18 protein-coding genes are annotated in these 16,903 nt (G+C 39.9%); all 18 read right to left on the bottom strand.

Annotated elements, in window-relative coordinates; all coding sequences use genetic code 11:
* Positions 1 to 44: 44 nt before the first annotated feature.
* Complete coding sequence (locus tag STO1_RS04830) at positions 45 to 1,037, bottom strand: alpha-ketoacid dehydrogenase subunit beta (RefSeq protein ID WP_008808674.1); 993 nt, start codon at positions 1,035 to 1,037, stop codon at positions 45 to 47.
* Between the two features lie 16 nt (positions 1,038 to 1,053).
* Complete coding sequence (locus tag STO1_RS04825) at positions 1,054 to 2,022, bottom strand: thiamine pyrophosphate-dependent dehydrogenase E1 component subunit alpha (RefSeq protein ID WP_000105373.1); 969 nt, start codon at positions 2,020 to 2,022, stop codon at positions 1,054 to 1,056.
* 178 nt (positions 2,023 to 2,200) lie between these two features.
* Entirely contained in the window at positions 2,201 to 3,541 is a 1,341-nt protein-coding gene (locus STO1_RS04820) for an MATE family efflux transporter (protein WP_096422210.1), read from the bottom strand.
* A 41-nt stretch (positions 3,542 to 3,582) separates the two neighbouring features.
* Positions 3,583 to 4,851 carry a dihydroorotase gene (locus STO1_RS04815; protein WP_070657668.1) on the bottom strand — a complete coding sequence of 423 codons (1,269 nt, stop codon included), beginning with the start codon at positions 4,849 to 4,851 and terminating at the stop codon, positions 3,583 to 3,585.
* 12 nt (positions 4,852 to 4,863) lie between these two features.
* Positions 4,864 to 5,328, bottom strand: a complete 465-nt coding sequence (locus tag STO1_RS04810; protein ID WP_001135768.1) for an NUDIX hydrolase — start codon at positions 5,326 to 5,328, stop codon at positions 4,864 to 4,866.
* Between the two features lie 9 nt (positions 5,329 to 5,337).
* Positions 5,338 to 5,991 carry a uracil-DNA glycosylase gene (locus tag STO1_RS04805; RefSeq protein WP_096422208.1) on the bottom strand — a complete coding sequence of 218 codons (654 nt, stop codon included), beginning with the start codon at positions 5,989 to 5,991 and terminating at the stop codon, positions 5,338 to 5,340.
* Between the two features lie 11 nt (positions 5,992 to 6,002).
* Positions 6,003 to 6,758 carry a DUF4336 domain-containing protein gene (locus STO1_RS04800; protein WP_049478789.1) on the bottom strand — a complete coding sequence of 252 codons (756 nt, stop codon included), beginning with the start codon at positions 6,756 to 6,758 and terminating at the stop codon, positions 6,003 to 6,005.
* A gap of 122 nt (positions 6,759 to 6,880) precedes the next feature.
* The gene (locus STO1_RS04795) at positions 6,881 to 7,174 is read right to left on the bottom strand and encodes a hypothetical protein (RefSeq protein WP_049478788.1); all 294 of its coding nucleotides are present in this window, start codon (positions 7,172 to 7,174) and stop codon (positions 6,881 to 6,883) included.
* Positions 7,175 to 7,197: 23 nt separating this feature from the next.
* Positions 7,198 to 7,890, bottom strand: coding sequence for a pyrimidine 5'-nucleotidase PynA (locus STO1_RS04790; RefSeq protein WP_096422206.1), 693 nt, complete (start codon positions 7,888 to 7,890; stop codon positions 7,198 to 7,200).
* Between the two features lie 132 nt (positions 7,891 to 8,022).
* Positions 8,023 to 9,117: an AI-2E family transporter gene (locus STO1_RS04785; RefSeq protein WP_172843641.1), complete on the bottom strand. Its 1,095-nt coding sequence runs from the start codon at positions 9,115 to 9,117 to the stop codon at positions 8,023 to 8,025.
* Positions 9,118 to 9,126: 9 nt separating this feature from the next.
* Entirely contained in the window at positions 9,127 to 10,416 is a 1,290-nt protein-coding gene (locus STO1_RS04780; RefSeq protein WP_096422204.1) for a hypothetical protein, read from the bottom strand.
* A 340-nt stretch (positions 10,417 to 10,756) separates the two neighbouring features.
* Positions 10,757 to 11,173 (bottom strand): Imm70 family immunity protein, encoded by a 417-nt coding sequence (locus STO1_RS04775; RefSeq protein WP_096422202.1) that lies wholly within the window; start codon positions 11,171 to 11,173, stop codon positions 10,757 to 10,759.
* An 86-nt stretch (positions 11,174 to 11,259) separates the two neighbouring features.
* On the bottom strand, positions 11,260 to 11,763 hold the full coding sequence (locus STO1_RS04770; protein WP_096422200.1) for a hypothetical protein: 504 nt from the start codon (positions 11,761 to 11,763) through the stop codon (positions 11,260 to 11,262).
* 284 nt (positions 11,764 to 12,047) lie between these two features.
* Entirely contained in the window at positions 12,048 to 12,590 is a 543-nt protein-coding gene (locus STO1_RS04765; RefSeq protein WP_001137895.1) for a ClbS/DfsB family four-helix bundle protein, read from the bottom strand.
* 125 nt (positions 12,591 to 12,715) lie between these two features.
* Positions 12,716 to 13,630, bottom strand: a complete 915-nt coding sequence (locus STO1_RS04760; RefSeq protein ID WP_096422198.1) for a YobF C-terminal domain-containing protein — start codon at positions 13,628 to 13,630, stop codon at positions 12,716 to 12,718.
* Between the two features lie 184 nt (positions 13,631 to 13,814).
* The gene (locus tag STO1_RS04755; protein WP_096422196.1) at positions 13,815 to 14,651 is read right to left on the bottom strand and encodes an AraC family transcriptional regulator; all 837 of its coding nucleotides are present in this window, start codon (positions 14,649 to 14,651) and stop codon (positions 13,815 to 13,817) included.
* 199 nt (positions 14,652 to 14,850) lie between these two features.
* On the bottom strand, positions 14,851 to 15,345 hold the full coding sequence (locus STO1_RS04750; RefSeq protein WP_096422194.1) for a YkgJ family cysteine cluster protein: 495 nt from the start codon (positions 15,343 to 15,345) through the stop codon (positions 14,851 to 14,853).
* Between the two features lie 176 nt (positions 15,346 to 15,521).
* On the bottom strand, positions 15,522 to 16,826 hold the full coding sequence (eno, locus tag STO1_RS04745; protein WP_000022823.1) for a surface-displayed alpha-enolase: 1,305 nt from the start codon (positions 16,824 to 16,826) through the stop codon (positions 15,522 to 15,524).
* Positions 16,827 to 16,903: the final 77 nt, after the last annotated feature.

The following is a 16,903-nucleotide window of genomic DNA, read 5'->3' as shown; positions in this document are numbered from 1 at the left end:
GTTTCTCGTCTTTTTTATTTTATTTACATAACTTATATTATGTATTATTCTTTGTTATATGTCTTACGGATTGTATCTTTGATGCTTTCAACTGTTGGAATCATTGCATTTTCAAGGTTTTGCGCGTAAGGCATTGGCACATCTTCTCCGGCGCAACGGCGGATTGGTGCGTCTAGATAATCAAATGCTTCTGATTCTGAAATAATAGCTGAAATCTCTCCGATATAGCCACTTGTTTTGTGGGCGTCGTTGACCAGAACGACCTTACCAGTCTTCTTCACTGAGTTAATGATGATATCCTTATCAAGTGGAACGAGGGTACGTGGGTCCACAATTTCAACTGAAATTCCCTCTTCTGCTAATTCTTCAGCAGCTTGAACCACACGGCGAAGCATTTTTCCATAAGTAACGACTGTTACATCTGTACCTTCGCGTTTGATTTCCCCAACCCCAAGTGGGATTGTATAGTCTGGATCAACTGGCACTTCCCCTTTTTGGTTAAATTCTGACTTGTATTCAAGGATGATAACAGGGTTGTTATCACGGATAGAAGACTTGAGAAGTCCTTTCATGTCAGCAGGTGTACCTGGAGCTACAACCTTAAGACCTGGGATGTGTGTGAACCAAGACTCTAGAGACTGAGAGTGCTGAGCTGCAGAACCAACTCCGTTACCAGCTGCACATCGGACAGTCATTGGAACCTGACCTTTCCCACCAAACATGTAACGTGTTTTAGCAGCTTGGTTGACGATATTGTCCATGGCAATGACCGAGAAGTCCATGAAGGTCATATCGACGATTGGACGAAGTCCTGTCATGGCTGCTCCTGCTGCTGCACCTGAGATAGCAGCTTCAGAAATCGGACAGTCACGAACACGTTCTGGACCAAATTCTTCGAGCATTCCAACAGAAGTTCCGAAGTCTCCTCCAAAGACACCGACGTCTTCTCCCATCAAGAATACATTTTCATCGCGACGCATTTCCTCAGACATAGCAAGGATAATGGTGTCACGGAACGACATTGTTTTTGTTTCCATTTTTATCTCTTTCTCCTTAGTCTGCGTAAATATCTTCAAATGCTGATTCTAGTGGTGGGAATGGGCTTTCTTCAGCAAATTTAACAGAAGCTTCTACTGCTTCCTTGACTTGTGCTTGAATTTCTTCCAATTCTTCTGCACTTGCAATATTGTTTTCAATGAGGTATTTGCGAAGGTTTTCGATTGGGTCTTTTTGTTTCCACAATTCCACTTCTTCACGAGTACGATATTTACCAGGGTCAGATGATGAGTGGCCAAGCCAGCGATAGGTTACACTTTCGATCAAGACTGGGCCATTGCCACCACGAACATGATCTACAGCTTTCTTAAATCCTTCATAGACATCGATGACGTTGTTCCCATCTTCGATAAACATTCCAGGAATTCCATATGCCGCACTACGTTGATGGATATGCTCTACATTGGTCATTTTCTTGATATCCGCAGAGATCCCATAACCGTTGTTAATGCAGTAGAAAACAACTGGCAAGTTCCAAATAGAAGCCATGTTGACTGCTTCGTGGAAGACACCTTCGTTGGTCGCACCATCTCCAAAGAAGCAAACGACGATTTTTCCAGTGTTTTGCATTTGTTGACTGAGGGCTGCACCGACAGCGATTCCCATACCACCACCAACGATACCATTGGCACCGAGGTTCCCAGCATCCAGGTCAGCGATGTGCATAGAACCACCTTTTCCTTTACAGGTTCCAGTGTATTTCCCGAGGATTTCAGCCATCATTCCGTTGAGGTCAATCCCCTTAGCAATAGCTTGCCCGTGTCCACGGTGATTTGAGGTAATCAGATCATCTGGATTAAGAGCCAGCATCGCTCCGACGTTAGCAGCTTCCTCTCCGACAGAAAAGTGAGTCATACCGGGAACTTTCCCCTTTTTCACTAACTGAGCGATTTTTAAGTCCATGCGACGGATTTCTTCCATCTTACGGAACATCTCTAGCAAAAGATTCTTATCTAAAGTTGACATAATCTTGCCTTTCTAACTTTGTACTTACCTTACTATTTTACCTTTTTTAGTATACGCTGTCAAAGTATATGGCTAATAAAAATTCACAATATAAAAAAATAAACCCCTGTTAAAACAGGGATTCTCTCTAGTTAGAGTATTTTTTCACAAAGTGCTTTTTCAGGATATTTTCCAAAAATTAGCTCAATCTTTTCATTACGGTTTTCAGACGCCATTGATACAAACAACCAGAAACAATCAAGCTGGCAATTAACCCAATCCAGTAGGCAAATGCCCCTAAGTCAGTTACTTGATCTAGTAGATATCCTAGTGGTATCGCTACTCCCCAATATCCGATTAAGCCAAGATAGAAAGGAACGATAGTGTCCTTATACCCTCTTAAAATTCCTTGGAGCGGAGCCGCAAAGGTATCAGCTAGCTGGAAAAAGAGACTGTAGGTTAGAAATACAGCAGTTGTTTCAATGAACTGAGAGTCATTCCCATATAGACTTGCTACACGATCTCTAAAAATGTAGAGAAAAGATAGGGTAAGACCTGCAAAAATAAGGGCGGTTACTCTCCCCAGACGAGCATAGATTTTTGCATCCTCAAAACGTTTGGCCCCCACCTCGTAAGACACAACAATCGCCATAGCAGAGGAAATACTCATAGGAAAAGCATACATGAGACTCGAAAAATTCATAGCTGACTGGTGACTGGCAATGATGAGCGATGAAAACTTAGCCATGATTAGTCCAACCACGGAGAAAATGGCTACTTCAGCAAATACGGTTCCCCCGATTGGTAGACCTAATCGAACACCTTCCTTGATTTTATCTATATTTAGTGGAATGCGTTTTTCAAGATGTAACGCTTTTAACCTTTCTTGTTTGAATAAAACAAGAATAGAAATCCCCAATAAAACCCAATAGGCTAGTGAAGTTCCTAGTCCTGCTCCTGCGCCACCAAGCTCAGGGAAACCGAAAGCTCCATATATCAAGAGATAGTTAAAACCACTATTGAGCGGAAGTAATAGGAGCATGAGGTACATAGATAGCTTGGTCAATCCAAGAGAATCCAACAAAGAGCGAATGACACTGAACAGCAACAAGGGAATAATTCCAATAGACAGGTACCAAAGATAGGAAACTGCAACTGCCGCCACTTGAGCTTCTAGTCCGATGTTGGTTAAGACAGGTGGCGCTAAGAATACTACCATTCCAAGCAAGACCAAAGACAGTCCGAAAGCCAAGTAGATAAATTGGTAAAAATCAGATGCTACTTTTTCCTTTTTGCCCCGTCCCAGATGATGGCCTATGATGGGAACCATGGCCGAAACAATCCCTGTTAAAAAAGTAAAGAAAGGATTCCATAGACTCGTTGCGGTTGACACCCCCGCCAAGTCCATGGTATTGTACTGCCCAGTCATGGTTGTATCAACAAAAGAGGCAGAATAATTGGCAAATTGATAGATCAGAATAGGGAAAAATATCTTAAGAAATAAGACAAACTTGTCTTTAAATTGATGGGTTGGATACATATACGCTCTCTATTCTTATAGTTTCTAGAGCAGAATCCCATCTAGTTTTGGTAGACAATTTGTCCCTTGCAGATGGTATATTTAACCTGCCCTTTTAAAGTTTCACCGATAAATGGGGAATTGGCTGCTTTTGACGCAAAATGGGAGTCCACAAGGCGGTCAGCCTTAGCGTCAAAGATAGTGATATCCGCTGGACCATTCTCAGCCAAGTAACCTGCTTCAAAGTTGTAAAGCTTGGCTGGATTGACAGTCATTTTTTCTAGCAATTCCATCAAGCTCAACTCACCAGCTTCCACCAAATAAGTCAAACCAAGAGAAAGAGAGGTTTCCAAACCTGTCATACCAGATGGTGCTTTGGTGATATCTTCAACATTTTTCTCATCTGCATGGTGAGGCGCGTGGTCCGTTGCGATAACTGTGATAACACCTGACTTGAGACCTTCGATAACGGCACGACGGTCTGACTCCAAACGAAGTGGAGGATTCATTTTGGCATTGCTTCCTTGAGTTAAAAGAAGAGCTTCTGTCTTAGAGAAATGCTGTGTCGCTACTTCTGCTGTGACCTGCGCACCTAGTCCTTGAGCAAACTCCACCACCTTGACACTTTCTTCCTTAGACAAATGCTGGATGTGAACATGGGCCTTGGTTGCATAGGCAATCATAACATCGCGCGCAATCATAGCGTACTCAGCCACTCCTGTCGCTCCACAGATATGGAAATGTTCTTTAGCGATGTTTTCGTTAAAGCCAAGAATTCCATTCAAACCTGGATCTTCCTCATGAAGGCAGATAAAGGTATTGAGTTTTTTGGCTTCTACCATTGCTTCCTTAACCACTTTACTACTTTCAAGCGGAATTCCATCATCTGAAAAACCAACGGCTCCAGCTTCTAAAAGAGCCTTAAAGTCTGTCAAGTCTTGGCCATTAAAGTTCTTGGTAATAGTCGCAACTGTCTTGACGTTAATCTTTTCCTTGGCAGCAGACTGGAGAACTTCTTTCAAAGTCTCTACGTCCGAAATGGTTGGACTAGTATTAGCCATCATGACAACCGTTGTAAAACCACCTGCAGCAGCCGCTAGTGCCCCAGTATGGATGTCCTCCTTGTGGGTTTGACCAGGTTCACGGAAATGAACATGAATATCCACTAGTCCAGGCGCAACTACAAGACCAGTAGCATCAATTAGCTCTGCTCCTTCTTCCTTGATTTCGGCATCTATTTTGACAATTTTCCCATCTTGCACTAAAACATCACACACTTGATCCAAACCAGACTTGGGATCCATTACACGACCATTTTTGATTAGTAGCATTTGCTTTCTCCTTTATTCATAGAAATCAACTTGGGTATCCAATAATTTATCCCCATCATAAACAAACTTGGCTGAAAAGAAGGGTTTATCTTCTAAAAGCCACTCAACAAAAGTGTGATCACCCTCCCAAGTTGGCTTGCTCAAAACTTCATCATAGGGAACCCATTCTAAAGTTCCCTCGTTGCAGTCAATCAAGTCACCCTCAAACTCCGTCACCTTAAAAACATAGGTGTACCAGTCTAAATCTGGTGTGAATTCTGGAAAAGTGATAACACCTTTTAGAACCGGCTTGGCTTTGAGCCCTGTTTCTTCGAGGATTTCACGCGCTGCACATTCCTGTGGAGTCTCACCTCGCTCTAGCTTACCACCCACACCAATCCATTTGCCTTCGTGGACATCATTGGGCTTCTTATTACGATGGAGCATGAGCAGTTCTTTTCCGTTATCAATGTAGCAAATCGTCGCTAACTGAGGCATATTATCTCCTTATCTAAGCCAATCGATTGGCTCTTGTCCTGTCTCTATTAAGAATGCATTGGCCTTGGAAAAAGGCTTGGAACCCCAAAATCCTCTGTAAACTGATAAAGGACTAGGATGGGCTGATTCGATAATCAAGTGGTGAGGATTGGTAACCAAGGCCTTCTTCTTGCGTGCATAAGCACCCCAGAGTACAAAGACTACAGGTCTGTCTAGATTATTGACAACCCGAATCACGGCATCAGTAAAAGGCTCCCATATCTGCCCAGCATGACCATTTGCCTGACCAGCAGGGACCGTCAAGCAAGCATTAAGAAGTAAGACTCCTTGCTTAGCCCAAGACGTCAAATCATGAGATTTCTTAACGCCGATATCATCTGACAACTCTTTTAAAATGTTTTGCAAGGACGGCGGAGCTGGGATTGAGTCAGGTACAGAAAAACTCAAACCCTGCGCTTGACCTGGCCCGTGATAGGGGTCTTGCCCTAGAATCACTACCTTCACTTCTTCAAGCGGTGTAGTCAAGAGAGCCTGAAAAACTTTTTCCTTAGGTGGATAAACAGTTCCCTGAGCATAGACCTGTTCCATAAATTGATTGATTTTCCCAAAATAACCTTCAGGTAATTGCTCCTTAATCAAAGCATGCCAAGATGAGTGTTGCATCTTTCTCTCCTTTATCGTATCCATCTAAAAGCACGTCTTAATTCATCCGTACCATTTTTAAAAAAGCATAAACCATGTGCAAGTATGATCTTATCCGGTTTCCAGTTTAACATACGGGAAAAGGAAACCTTTGCTTCCCTTTGTCTTCCTAAAAAAGTCATCCGATAGTCAATAGGAGTTTGACCATCAGGGGCTGTTACACGAGCTAAACGATAAATTTTTCTTCGGATTGGACTAGCTATCTTTTCAGGTTCAAAATTCTCTATAAGGTCCGTTACAATGAGTGTTTTAGTCGATTTATGAAAAAACACGACCTCTTCGATGACAGAACTTCCCTTAAAAATAAGTTGATCAATCTCATCAGACCATAAGTCAGGTGCCTTATCAGTTAAAGGAGCATCAAATTCCACCATGACATTCTGACTTTTTGCTCTCTCTTCAACTCCTGGACTAGACCATGCTTGTGCATAAGGATATCTTTTTTTCCAATCTGCAATATAGGCGTAGTGAATCTTATTGGGTGAAATTAGGTAAGCGACTTTGCCCAAAGCGTCCAGTTCAGTAAAGAGCTCCTCATTTGGCGCAATAGGAGAATGAATCCAGAGTTTTCCATCGTTTAACTTTATCACTGTCATACGTGTCTGAAAAGGTAGTTTGAGGACCTTCAAGTCCATTTGTATCAAATCACCATCTGCTATCCAGATATTTTGATCAACTTCCTTTAGTGTATACAATGGTTCATAAAGAGAAAGTTCTGGTCTTGACATCGTTTACTATTCCTTTATTTTTACTGCCTCTATTATAGCAAAAAGTGGCTATCTAAACCACTTTTTACAGTTCTTATATATACTGTTATTGACCCTATTATTTGACATTAGTATTCACAGTATCAATCAGCCATTAAAAACTTTTCGATTGTATCAATAGAATAGGAAAGTTGATTATTTACAGACATCATCCGTTCAAGATTAGCGTCCATATAGTAGAGTTCAGATAAACCACCCCTAGGGAGAAAGAGTGAATAGTGGATATTCATCTTCTCTCGAGTACTTAACTCTATATGATTGCTTATGATATACTTTAACTCTTTTAACGAATTTACTTGAGCAACCACACCTTTTAACTGATACTGCTCGATGAGATTTAGTAAGTTATCAATCTCTTCAATGACTTTAATTTCCATATCAACACCTCTTGGGAAAATCACTACAAAGCATCTAAACAATCCAGCAAGTCTTGATAAGAATGGACTTCGTAAGTCGGCTGGGCTTGTGTATGACTTTCTAGGTGATGAGGGTTGTACCAAATCGTGTTAATTCCAGCATTATTGCCACCTTGAATGTCAGCTGTCAGGGAATCTCCAATCATCAGCGTCTCTTCTTTACTAAAACCTGCAATCTGCTGACCGATTTTTTCATAGAATAGTGCATCAGGCTTTTGCGTCTGCAACTGTTCAGAGATAAAGACTTGGTTGAAATAGGGAGCCAGACCTGATTGAGCCAAACGCCCTGTCTGGATGGCAGTAATCCCATTTGTCGCAGCATACAAATCATAATCACGCTCGATGAGGCTGTCCAAGAATTCATGAGCGCCCGAAAGTGTTTGTCCCTGTTGGGCTAAGTAAAATTGGTAACGCTGGGCAAGTAACCTACCGTCTTTTTCCAGTCCAAAATGAGCAAATAAACGAAAAAAGCGCGTGTTAACCAGTTCTTGTTTACTGATTTTCTTTTGCTCCAAGTCCTTCCAGAGAGCCTTGTTCATAGGGACGTAATAGTCTTTATAGGCTTGGATATCCGCAACTCCTTCTTCTTTTAGAAGTTGTGTCAAAGCTACATCTTCAGCAGCATCAAAATCCAGCAAAGTGTGGTCAAGGTCAAAGAGTAGAAATTTATAGGACAATTTGAGAGTTTTCCTTTCTAAGGAGATAAAATAGTCTCATGAACCTTCAAAACAGGAAAAGAGACAAAGTCCAAGTAATTATTTTATTTTCTTCTTTCACACAGATAATTTATTTAACAAGTCTCATTAAATTTATTTTTTATCTAGCTGATTTTCCTTTGCAACGACAAATTCCTTAACCAATCGATAGATAACAGCAAATATCGGTGTAAAGAATATCATCCCAAGTAAGCCAAAGAGATTGCCTCCAATACTAGCAGCCGCAAGCGTGAAAATAGCTGGCAAACCAATAGACTGACCTACAACTCTAGGATAAATAAGGTTTCCTTCAATCAGCTGTATAACTTGATATAGAAGAAGAGAAAGTAAGGCTTGAGTAGGACTCACTGTGAAGATAAAAATCGCTCCCACAACACAAGCAATCATAGGCCCTACATAAGGAATGAACGATAGCACTCCTGCAAAGATACCTGTCATTACTCCATAGGGTATCCCAAACACGCTGTAACCAACCGCTATCATAACTCCTATGATAACTGCTTCAATCAGCTGACCCATCAAAAATTGGTCATAAGTCTCTAGTGCTACTTGTCCAATGTAAGTCAACTTTATCACCACCTTCTCTGGAAGAAAAACTTTTAGAAGTCGACTCGTCATCGCTGCCAAATGTTCCTTACTGGATAAAAATAAAAAGGTGAAGACTATAATCAAAAAGGCATTCATCAAACTTGAAAAAATATTGCCGATATTACTAGTCAGACCTGATAAAAAACCTATCAAAGCTTGGCTAATAGAACTAGATTGTCCCTGTATGCCTGATACGATAGTTGACAACATGTCTTTGGTTACAAATTCCGAGCTGCCTAGCAATTTCCCAAGTTGAGTAAGGACTGTTGAAAGGACTGTTCCCAGCTGACTAATAGTCTGGGCTAGGGTTGGCAGCACCAAAACCAAAAGAGCAATCACGATTAAGATAAGAGCTAGGAAAACAAGTACCATGGCAATCGGACGACGCAACTCTGCCTTTACCTTCAATTTAACTAAGTACTGTTCAATTTTTTTCATAGGAACATTAAGAACAAAAGCAATAACAGCACCATAAATCAAGGTTGATATTACATCAAAGAGAGAGATTGCTCCTGATATAAAGCTCGATGCATTCAGAATTACAAGAGCAACCAGCCCTATAAAAAGTATTAACGGGGTGTATTTTTTTACTAAGTTCATAAATTCTCCTTAATAAACATGTTTAGATACGACTATACTATTTGGTTTTTCAAACTCTCGATTAAGGTAGGCTTGGTAAGTTCCTGGAGCGATAAATCCTTTGGGTGAGAGGATATCGGTGCCAGCCTGACCGACTATGGTATCAGCCAAGAGCACACAGTTTGTAGATAAGACAAAGTAGGATTTAAACTTAGATTTGATAAATTTATAAAGTTCCCCATCTGTCTCATGTCTGATTTTATAAGCGTAGGTGTAGTCTTCCTTACCATCACCTGTCGTGATTTTATCTGCACTTGGCTCCCATGGAATCGTCAGTTGTTTCAATTCAGCCAACTTTTTCTGAACCGCTTTTTCCATTTCAGGTGTCAAATCTATTCCGTAACCAAAAAGCGTTTTTTGACTCTCACGTTTACATAGATCAATGTACTTATCGCGGTCACAGAAATATAAAACACCATCTCCTACCATACCAAATAAGGTCTCAGATGACGGATCATAGTTGCCATAAGAAATAACACGGCCCTGATAGCAGATATCCACATGACCAATAGCTGAAAACAGGGAGGTCTCAGCTGTATGAACAAAAATTTCTAGCTCCGCTGTTTTACCAGACTTCACTATTCCAAGATGGATGTTCTCTTCCTCATCAGCATTTTCCAGCATAAATTTGTTAACTTTTGCTAAAGTTCTTGCAGGGATGAGAGCGGCTAGGACAATAGGTAAGCTAATTCTAATACGACGTTTGAGATGGTTTTTCCCAATTTCCCCTTCAAATAAGAAACCGTCACGGATATTGGACAGACCATAAAGGAAAAAATAAGCCCCTAAAACAAAGAGTTGAAAGACAGAATTTCCCGTAGAGGACAAAAGACTAGCTCCACCAAGAAAAACTAGTAGAATACCATCTAGTAAGAGACGAAAACGAGGTCGAATATTATTTTTACGGTAGAGAACATAGGTGACAAGGTTGATAGTAGCATGAAAAATCTGATAAACTCCAATCACAAGAGCCAAAATATAAATCGGCACATCCGTCGCAAGATTCGAGCCTAGCAAATATCCCAGCACTAACAATTTAACCAGTGCAACTCCCAAGGTGTCCGTTGACTGACTTTTTTTGAAAATACGTAATACTAAATCTAAGACCGTTGCTATCCAAGCTAAAAACAGAACCAGTCGAATAACCGTTACTGGCAACCAAGTCCCCGTAACCATCAAGATAAGACCTAGCAGAACAAATAAGAAACCCTGAGCAAGTAATTTCCTACCTGTCAGACCTAAAGATAGAATTTTTTCCATAAAAGACCTTTCAAAAATAATAATTAAGCCATTTGAGAAAACTAACGATTATGTCAATCGTGGTAAAAACCAATCAATGCCATCAACTCATCATGACTAGCAAATCTGGTGAAGATCCTGACTTTCATCACAAAAATCAAATCAGTATTTTTAATGGTTGACTAGAGGTGAGTAATAACATAGAAAAGTAATTTTTCATTCATTTTTGCACATTCTCTATAACTATTTGATTTATTCCATTAAGTAATTTCGAAGAGTAGAAATTTATTGAACATTGAGCTTCCTTTCTGAGTTTCATTAAGAATATTATAGCATAAATGAATCTTTGATTTATTGAGTTTCAAATACTTTTTACACTCACATTTTGACCGTGCTCAAGTGAAAAGCTAAAACTAGTCAGCAAAACTTCTATTAAATCTTTTCCGGAACTCGTTATGAAATAATGCGATAAATTTGTTATATGCTCTGCGATATTATTTCCCCAAGGAGGAGTGAGTGACAAATCTTCAAAATCCCATATAACATCCTGAGGGAGAAATGTTTTCAACTCCTCTTGGATAGATAACAACTCCTCTATTCCTCTTTCAACAGATTCAAAAGGAACATCTCCCCAGTAAAGCTTATTCATTATTACTGGGTATCTACTTCCCCACTCATTATTTTCTAAGCGAACATAAATAGTCGAAAAGAATGAATTAAAAAGACTCCCTTCTCCTATAGTCCACCAATTATAACCAACCATTAACCCTACAGACATAGATATTCTCCTACTCATTTTTAATATTATTTAACGTCAACTAAAGTTTTATATTGATAGTATCTAAAACATACATTCATTCTCCCTTACCCCAACTCCTTGGCTATTCTACTCTTTTCAAGTTTTCCCTTAGTAATTCGTTTCCATAAAACAAGTGGGTTCAGACTATAGGATAAACGTAGGAGGAAATAATTAACCCATTCGATAAGGGCAAAAAGCTGTATTAGTGTGGCTATAATAGCCAGTTGGAAACTCTGTGTATTCCAGACAATAAAAGGAAAGCCTGAAATAAGTAAAACGAGGTCTAGTATTCTGAGCACACCATATAGTTTAGGGACATTTTCACTTCCGAACTGAGGTTTCGAGAGTCTTCTAATCAAAATCGCCCAATAGATTGAACCTTGAAGCAAAATAAATGTCAGTAAAGACAACGGATGAAGAATAGAGATCAAACCATTCCAATCACCAAGCCTATTTTTCAAAAGGAAAAAACAAAACCAAATAGATAGGACGGCTGTGAACTCTCCCAAACAGAGGGACATCAACTCTTTTCTAACTTTCTCTTTTTGTATGTTCATCATCTCACCCATCTATCTATCATCCTATATCAGAAAAAAGCCATTCGATCCATTTTCTAGTCAACATTTCTCAGAATCAAGTCATTCTAAGTATCGAACAGTATAATCACTTTAATATAAATTCAATTCTAAGTTTAGAATTGCATTTGTATATATTTTTTAGATCTATTCTAAGTCTATGACAGCTTTAAATTTTAATTTTTGAAGGATTCTAAAGCTAGAAGAGCTCAAAAATCACGAGAACTAAGCTATTCGAAGCTTAGAAGAAGATTTTCCAACCTTCATAAACTCTTCAATTAACGTTTCTTACAATTTTTCTGATGAGCTTTGAGTTTTTTCAGAGCCCAATCATAGTGACTGGAAGTGGCACTCACAAAGTAGGAGCCTAGACTTGTCCCACCCGTCCACTTATAGACACCTTTGGTAAAGAGTTGGTCATTGCTGAAGCCTTCCATCAACTCTAAAACCTCTCCATGCGATTGATTGAGGAGCTTGGTCGCTTCTTCTAAGGTCGTTTTCTGGTGCTTCTTCCAAATAGCGACATTCATTTCCCCATAAGTTTTCCAATTATAAGGTTCAGGGAGAAAAGGTCTTTCATGTCCCTTTTGATTAGAATGTACCCAGGTCAAAAGTAACTGATGCCATTCATAGAGATGGATCAGAACATCTCTTAGATTTTTATCTCTTTTCCAGTGAGCTTCTTTTTTCTTTTGATCTTTTGAAAAATCAAAAGGAGTCTGTAGTTCCTCTTCACTTAATTTAGATATAAAGTGATTGAGCTTTTCATAGTTTTCCTTAGAGGCTAGCACTAGCTCCTCTTTTGTTTTTGGTCTAGGCATAGGCGTTCTCCCTTCATTTTCAAGTAGAATAAGATATTTCCTCACTTCATTATACCATAATCAAAAAGCAGTTCTTCATTTTACGAAAAACTGCTTTTACTAACTATTTTTTATGCTTATAGTCACTACTTTACATATAAATCTTTAAAGAGACCGTCCAATTCTGCTATCTGATAGAGCAAGTGGGACAGTTCTTGGTAATCTTCTTTTAAACATGAAAGGTGGGCTTGGCTAAATAGAGTAGCCAATTCTTCTTTTAATCTTGCCCCTTCTGGATTATGATCTTTTAAGAACTTACTGAGGTAGAGATTTCGAACAGCCGCAAGTTTGAAGCTGAAATACTGATGCAATTGTTTTTGTTCTGTATTTAAGCCGTTTTCAGCAACTGCTTTTGCATAACATTCCAAAACACCGTTTTGGCCATTCAAATATCGTTTCTTCATAATCCTTGCTGTTTCTTGATAGATTTCAGTCTGACTAGGACTCTTGACCTTCTTAAAATTTCCCCACATGGAGTAGGCTCCACGCTTATAGTCAATAGCCTCTGCCTTCCAGGCTTCTAGTATGTCATTAAAAGCAACCTTCATACAGGCAAAACCAGCTGGATCATGCAAATAAAGGTACTGCTCATCAATACCATACACGGTTACAAAATGATCCACACCATAAAGGATTGTGTGATTGGGGTTGTAGGTCAGATGGCCCATATCAAGAGGGCCCAGTACGACAGGTCCATTGAACAGAAAGGTTTCCAACTTTCTTTTAATCTCTTCCAAATCTACTTCCGCTCCATCCTTTAGATAGAAGTCCTCATAGTCAAATCCAAGTATTTTTAAGTAATGGGAGATGGAAAGATCTGGCATTCCGTTATCAAAGAATACTAGAGGGTGCTGGTCATCTTCCTTTACAATACTAGCGCCATTGCCCATCACCATAATTGCCTCTAAAAACTCTGCTTTAAAGTCATAACCATAGCTATCCAGTGCCATTGCCAATGAATAGCTATAGCAAAGCGACACATCTCCAAAATACATCTGCATATTCCTGCCTCCTTATCTTCTATGGGACTATTATACCGAGAAAACTATTCTCATGCCCCATAAAATCTAAACAAAAATTATGGTATGTTTGATTTATAGACATGAATTTCCACAATAAAAAACTCTGTAAAAGTTATCTTCTACAGAGTTCGATTTGCATCTTTATAAATTATCAGAAAATGATCTAGTTCTTGATTACAGGTATCCATAATTCCATTTGATAGTCTGGTGACGACATGTCACCTTCAGTATAGACTTCAAAGTCTGGCGCTCCTGAGTGACGATAGTTAGTCTCTGGGAAAAAGACCTCCAAGACATATTTCCAAGCATTGTGAATGCTAGCTGGTATAGGACCTTTGACTGGGACGATAGCATATTCAGCCGCTGGGATATCTTTGATGGACAGATCTAGTTCTTCTGCTTTAGCTTTATCTGTCACATCATAAGCAGCCATGTAGTTGATGATTTCGCCTTCTTTGACATCCGAGCAGACGCCAAAGGATTGGCCGCTACCCAAACCTTCTAGGCTTTCAAGACTGTGATTGTTATAGAGATCCTCCCAAGCAGACGGGCACTGACTATTGTCAATAGCTTCCAATAGGACGCCTGCCACGGTAAATGCAGGTTTCTTTTGAATCTTGATATCCATGTTCTTTCCTCCTGTAATCTTTAAGGATAATTGAAGTCTAGGAAAGATCCGATAAGGTTTTCCATTTCGAACTTCTGAGGGGGTTGCACCATGGAATTTCTTAAAGGCTGCGCTGAAGGCATCCGCAGACTCATAGCCGTATTTCATTGCTATGTCAATGACTTTCTCAGAGCCTTCCCGCAAGTCTGTCACAGCTTCTGATAGCCTGCGATTGCGCAAGTATTCTGCTAAAGTCATATCTGCTAGGATGGAAAAAAGCCTGCTAAAGAGAGCATAAGAATAGCCTGATAGCTGCTGGAATTTCTGCAAATCCACTTCTGCGTCCAGCTTACTTTCCAGATATTCCATGGTTCGATTGAATTGATGCATCATATTCTTTTTCACCTCACAAAAGATACTAAGGCCGTTAAAAGCAAAGTGAAAATTGGAAAATTGACGGAGGGGCTCCTGCTCCGAGAAAATTTCATCTTTTTCACACAGCTTTTAGGCCGTGTTCAATTCTAACTATAGTCTAACAGATATAAGATACTTCCGCCCCAGAATTTTTGTACAAGATTTAAAGGTGTAAAATCTATAACTTATCTTTTAATTTCTCAACAAAGAGATAGGCTGCAGGGCAGGTCAAGGTATTCTTAATCGTCAAATGATTAATTTGATGGATCTTTTTCCGATCTGTATGGGGGAATTCACGACAGGCCTTGGGACGAACATCATAGATGGAGCAGAGATTGTCTCCTCCTAGAAAGGGGCAGGGCATGGATTTGAAAACCTTATCTCCATCTTCATCCACCTGCAGAAATTCCGATTCAAAAGCCGGTAATTTCATCTTAAAGTACTTAGCAATACGTGTGATGTCTGCCTCTTTAAAGTCTGGTCCCAAAGTCTTGCAACAGTTGGCACAGGCAGTGCAATCAATCTCAGCAAAGACTTCTTGGTGAATCTGCTGGGCAATCTTGTCTAGATTTTTTGGTGGCTTTTTCTTTAGGTTAGCTAAAACTTTACGATGCTCCTTCTGCTTCTGCAAGGCTAGTTGATGGTAATACTCAATATCAATTTCTTTAGACATAGTTTCTTTCTAATACAAGTGTTTTTGTCTATTATACCATAATCTCAGCCCCCTTTTTGCCCCCTGAACAGAAAAAAAGCCCTTCGGATAAAATCCGAGGGGCTTAAAACGTTGTTAGATCAACGACCGAACTTTTGAATTTCAAGGTTCGGGATAAAATAGTTCACTGAACTATTTTATTTTTTCAAGTTGTAGAATGATTTCAATCCACGGTATTCAGCTACTTCACCAAGTTGATCTTCGATACGAAGCAATTGGTTGTACTTAGCGATACGGTCTGTACGTGAAAGTGAACCAGTCTTGATTTGTCCTGCGTTAGTTGCAACTGCGATGTCAGCGATTGTTGAATCTTCAGTTTCACCTGAACGGTGTGATACAACGGCAGTGTAACCAGCTTCTTTCGCCATTTCAATAGCGTCAAATGTTTCAGTAAGAGTACCGATTTGGTTAACTTTGATAAGGATTGAGTTAGCAGCACCTTCTGCAATACCTTTTTCAAGGTAAGAAGTGTTTGTTACGAAGAAGTCGTCACCAACCAATTGTACTTTACCACCAAGACGTTCAGTAAGAGCTTTCCAACCGTCCCAGTCGTTTTCATCCATACCATCTTCGATAGTGATGATTGGGTATTTGTTTACCAATTCTTCAAGGTAGTCGATTTGTTCTGCAGCAGTACGTACAGCAGCGCCTTCACCTTCAAATTTAGTGTAGTCGTAAACTTTACGTTCTTCATCATAGAATTCTGATGATGCACAGTCAAATCCGATAAAGACATCTTTACCTGGAACATAACCAGCAGCTTCGATAGCAGCAAGGATAGTTTCAACACCGTCTTCAGTTCCTTCGAAACGAGGAGCGAATCCACCTTCGTCACCTACGGCAGTTTCCAAACCACGTGATTTAAGGATTTTCTTAAGAGCGTGGAAGATTTCAGCACCCCAACGAAGAGCTTCTTTGAATGTAGGTGCACCAGCAGGTACAATCATGAATTCTTGGAAAGCGATTGGAGCATCAGAGTGAGAACCACCGTTGATGATGTTCATCATTGGAGTTGGAAGAACTTTAGTGTTGAATCCACCAAGGTAGCTGTAAAGTGGGATTTCAAGGTAGTCAGCAGCAGCACGAGCTACAGCGATAGACACACCAAGAATTGCGTTTGCACCCAATTTACCTTTGTTAGGAGTACCGTCAAGTGCGATCATAGCACGGTCGATAGCTTGTTGGTCACGTACATCGTAGCCGATGATAGCTTCAGCGATGATGTTGTTTACGTTGTCAACAGCTTTTTGTGTACCAAGACCACCGTAACGAGATTTGTCACCGTCGCGAAGTTCAACTGCTTCGTGTTCACCGGTAGAAGCTCCTGATGGAACCATACCACGTCCGAAAGCACCTGATTCAGTATAAACTTCTACTTCAAGTGTTGGGTTACCGCGTGAGTCTAGGACTTCGCGAGCGTAAACATCAGTAATAATTGACATTTTTTACTCTCCTTTGAGTTAAATTTTTTACACCTCTATGATACCTTAAAAATAAGCGTTTTTCAAGAAAAAACGTT

The organism is Streptococcus oralis subsp. tigurinus (assembly GCF_002356415.1).
Lineage (GTDB): Bacteria > Bacillota > Bacilli > Lactobacillales > Streptococcaceae > Streptococcus > Streptococcus oralis_F.
Note: the sequence above shows the minus strand (reverse complement) of the source record. Positions and strands in the feature narration are given on the sequence as shown.

Excerpts from the sequence above, each read along its gene's own strand:
- STO1_RS04795 (WP_049478788.1), bottom strand. The coding sequence starts at position 7,174 with ATGGAAATTAAAGTCATTGAAGAGATTGATAACTTACTAAATCTCATC.
- STO1_RS04775 (WP_096422202.1), bottom strand. The coding sequence starts at position 11,173 with ATGTCTGTAGGGTTAATGGTTGGTTATAATTGGTGGACTATAGGAGAA.
- STO1_RS04760 (WP_096422198.1), bottom strand. The coding sequence starts at position 13,630 with ATGCAGATGTATTTTGGAGATGTGTCGCTTTGCTATAGCTATTCATTG.
- STO1_RS04800 (WP_049478789.1), bottom strand. The coding sequence starts at position 6,758 with ATGTCAAGACCAGAACTTTCTCTTTATGAACCATTGTATACACTAAAG.
- STO1_RS04825 (WP_000105373.1), bottom strand. The coding sequence starts at position 2,022 with ATGTCAACTTTAGATAAGAATCTTTTGCTAGAGATGTTCCGTAAGATG.
- STO1_RS04750 (WP_096422194.1), bottom strand. The coding sequence starts at position 15,345 with ATGTCTAAAGAAATTGATATTGAGTATTACCATCAACTAGCCTTGCAG.
- STO1_RS04810 (WP_001135768.1), bottom strand. The coding sequence starts at position 5,328 with ATGCCTCAGTTAGCGACGATTTGCTACATTGATAACGGAAAAGAACTG.
- STO1_RS04755 (WP_096422196.1), bottom strand. The coding sequence starts at position 14,651 with ATGATGCATCAATTCAATCGAACCATGGAATATCTGGAAAGTAAGCTG.
- STO1_RS04780 (WP_096422204.1), bottom strand. The coding sequence starts at position 10,416 with ATGGAAAAAATTCTATCTTTAGGTCTGACAGGTAGGAAATTACTTGCT.
- STO1_RS04815 (WP_070657668.1), bottom strand. The coding sequence starts at position 4,851 with ATGCTACTAATCAAAAATGGTCGTGTAATGGATCCCAAGTCTGGTTTG.
- STO1_RS04785 (WP_172843641.1), bottom strand. The coding sequence starts at position 9,117 with ATGAACTTAGTAAAAAAATACACCCCGTTAATACTTTTTATAGGGCTG.
- STO1_RS04830 (WP_008808674.1), bottom strand. The coding sequence starts at position 1,037 with ATGGAAACAAAAACAATGTCGTTCCGTGACACCATTATCCTTGCTATG.
- STO1_RS04805 (WP_096422208.1), bottom strand. The coding sequence starts at position 5,991 with ATGCAACACTCATCTTGGCATGCTTTGATTAAGGAGCAATTACCTGAA.
- STO1_RS04765 (WP_001137895.1), bottom strand. The coding sequence starts at position 12,590 with ATGCCTAGACCAAAAACAAAAGAGGAGCTAGTGCTAGCCTCTAAGGAA.
- eno (WP_000022823.1), bottom strand. The coding sequence starts at position 16,826 with ATGTCAATTATTACTGATGTTTACGCTCGCGAAGTCCTAGACTCACGC.
- STO1_RS04820 (WP_096422210.1), bottom strand. The coding sequence starts at position 3,541 with ATGTATCCAACCCATCAATTTAAAGACAAGTTTGTCTTATTTCTTAAG.
- STO1_RS04770 (WP_096422200.1), bottom strand. The coding sequence starts at position 11,763 with ATGGGTGAGATGATGAACATACAAAAAGAGAAAGTTAGAAAAGAGTTG.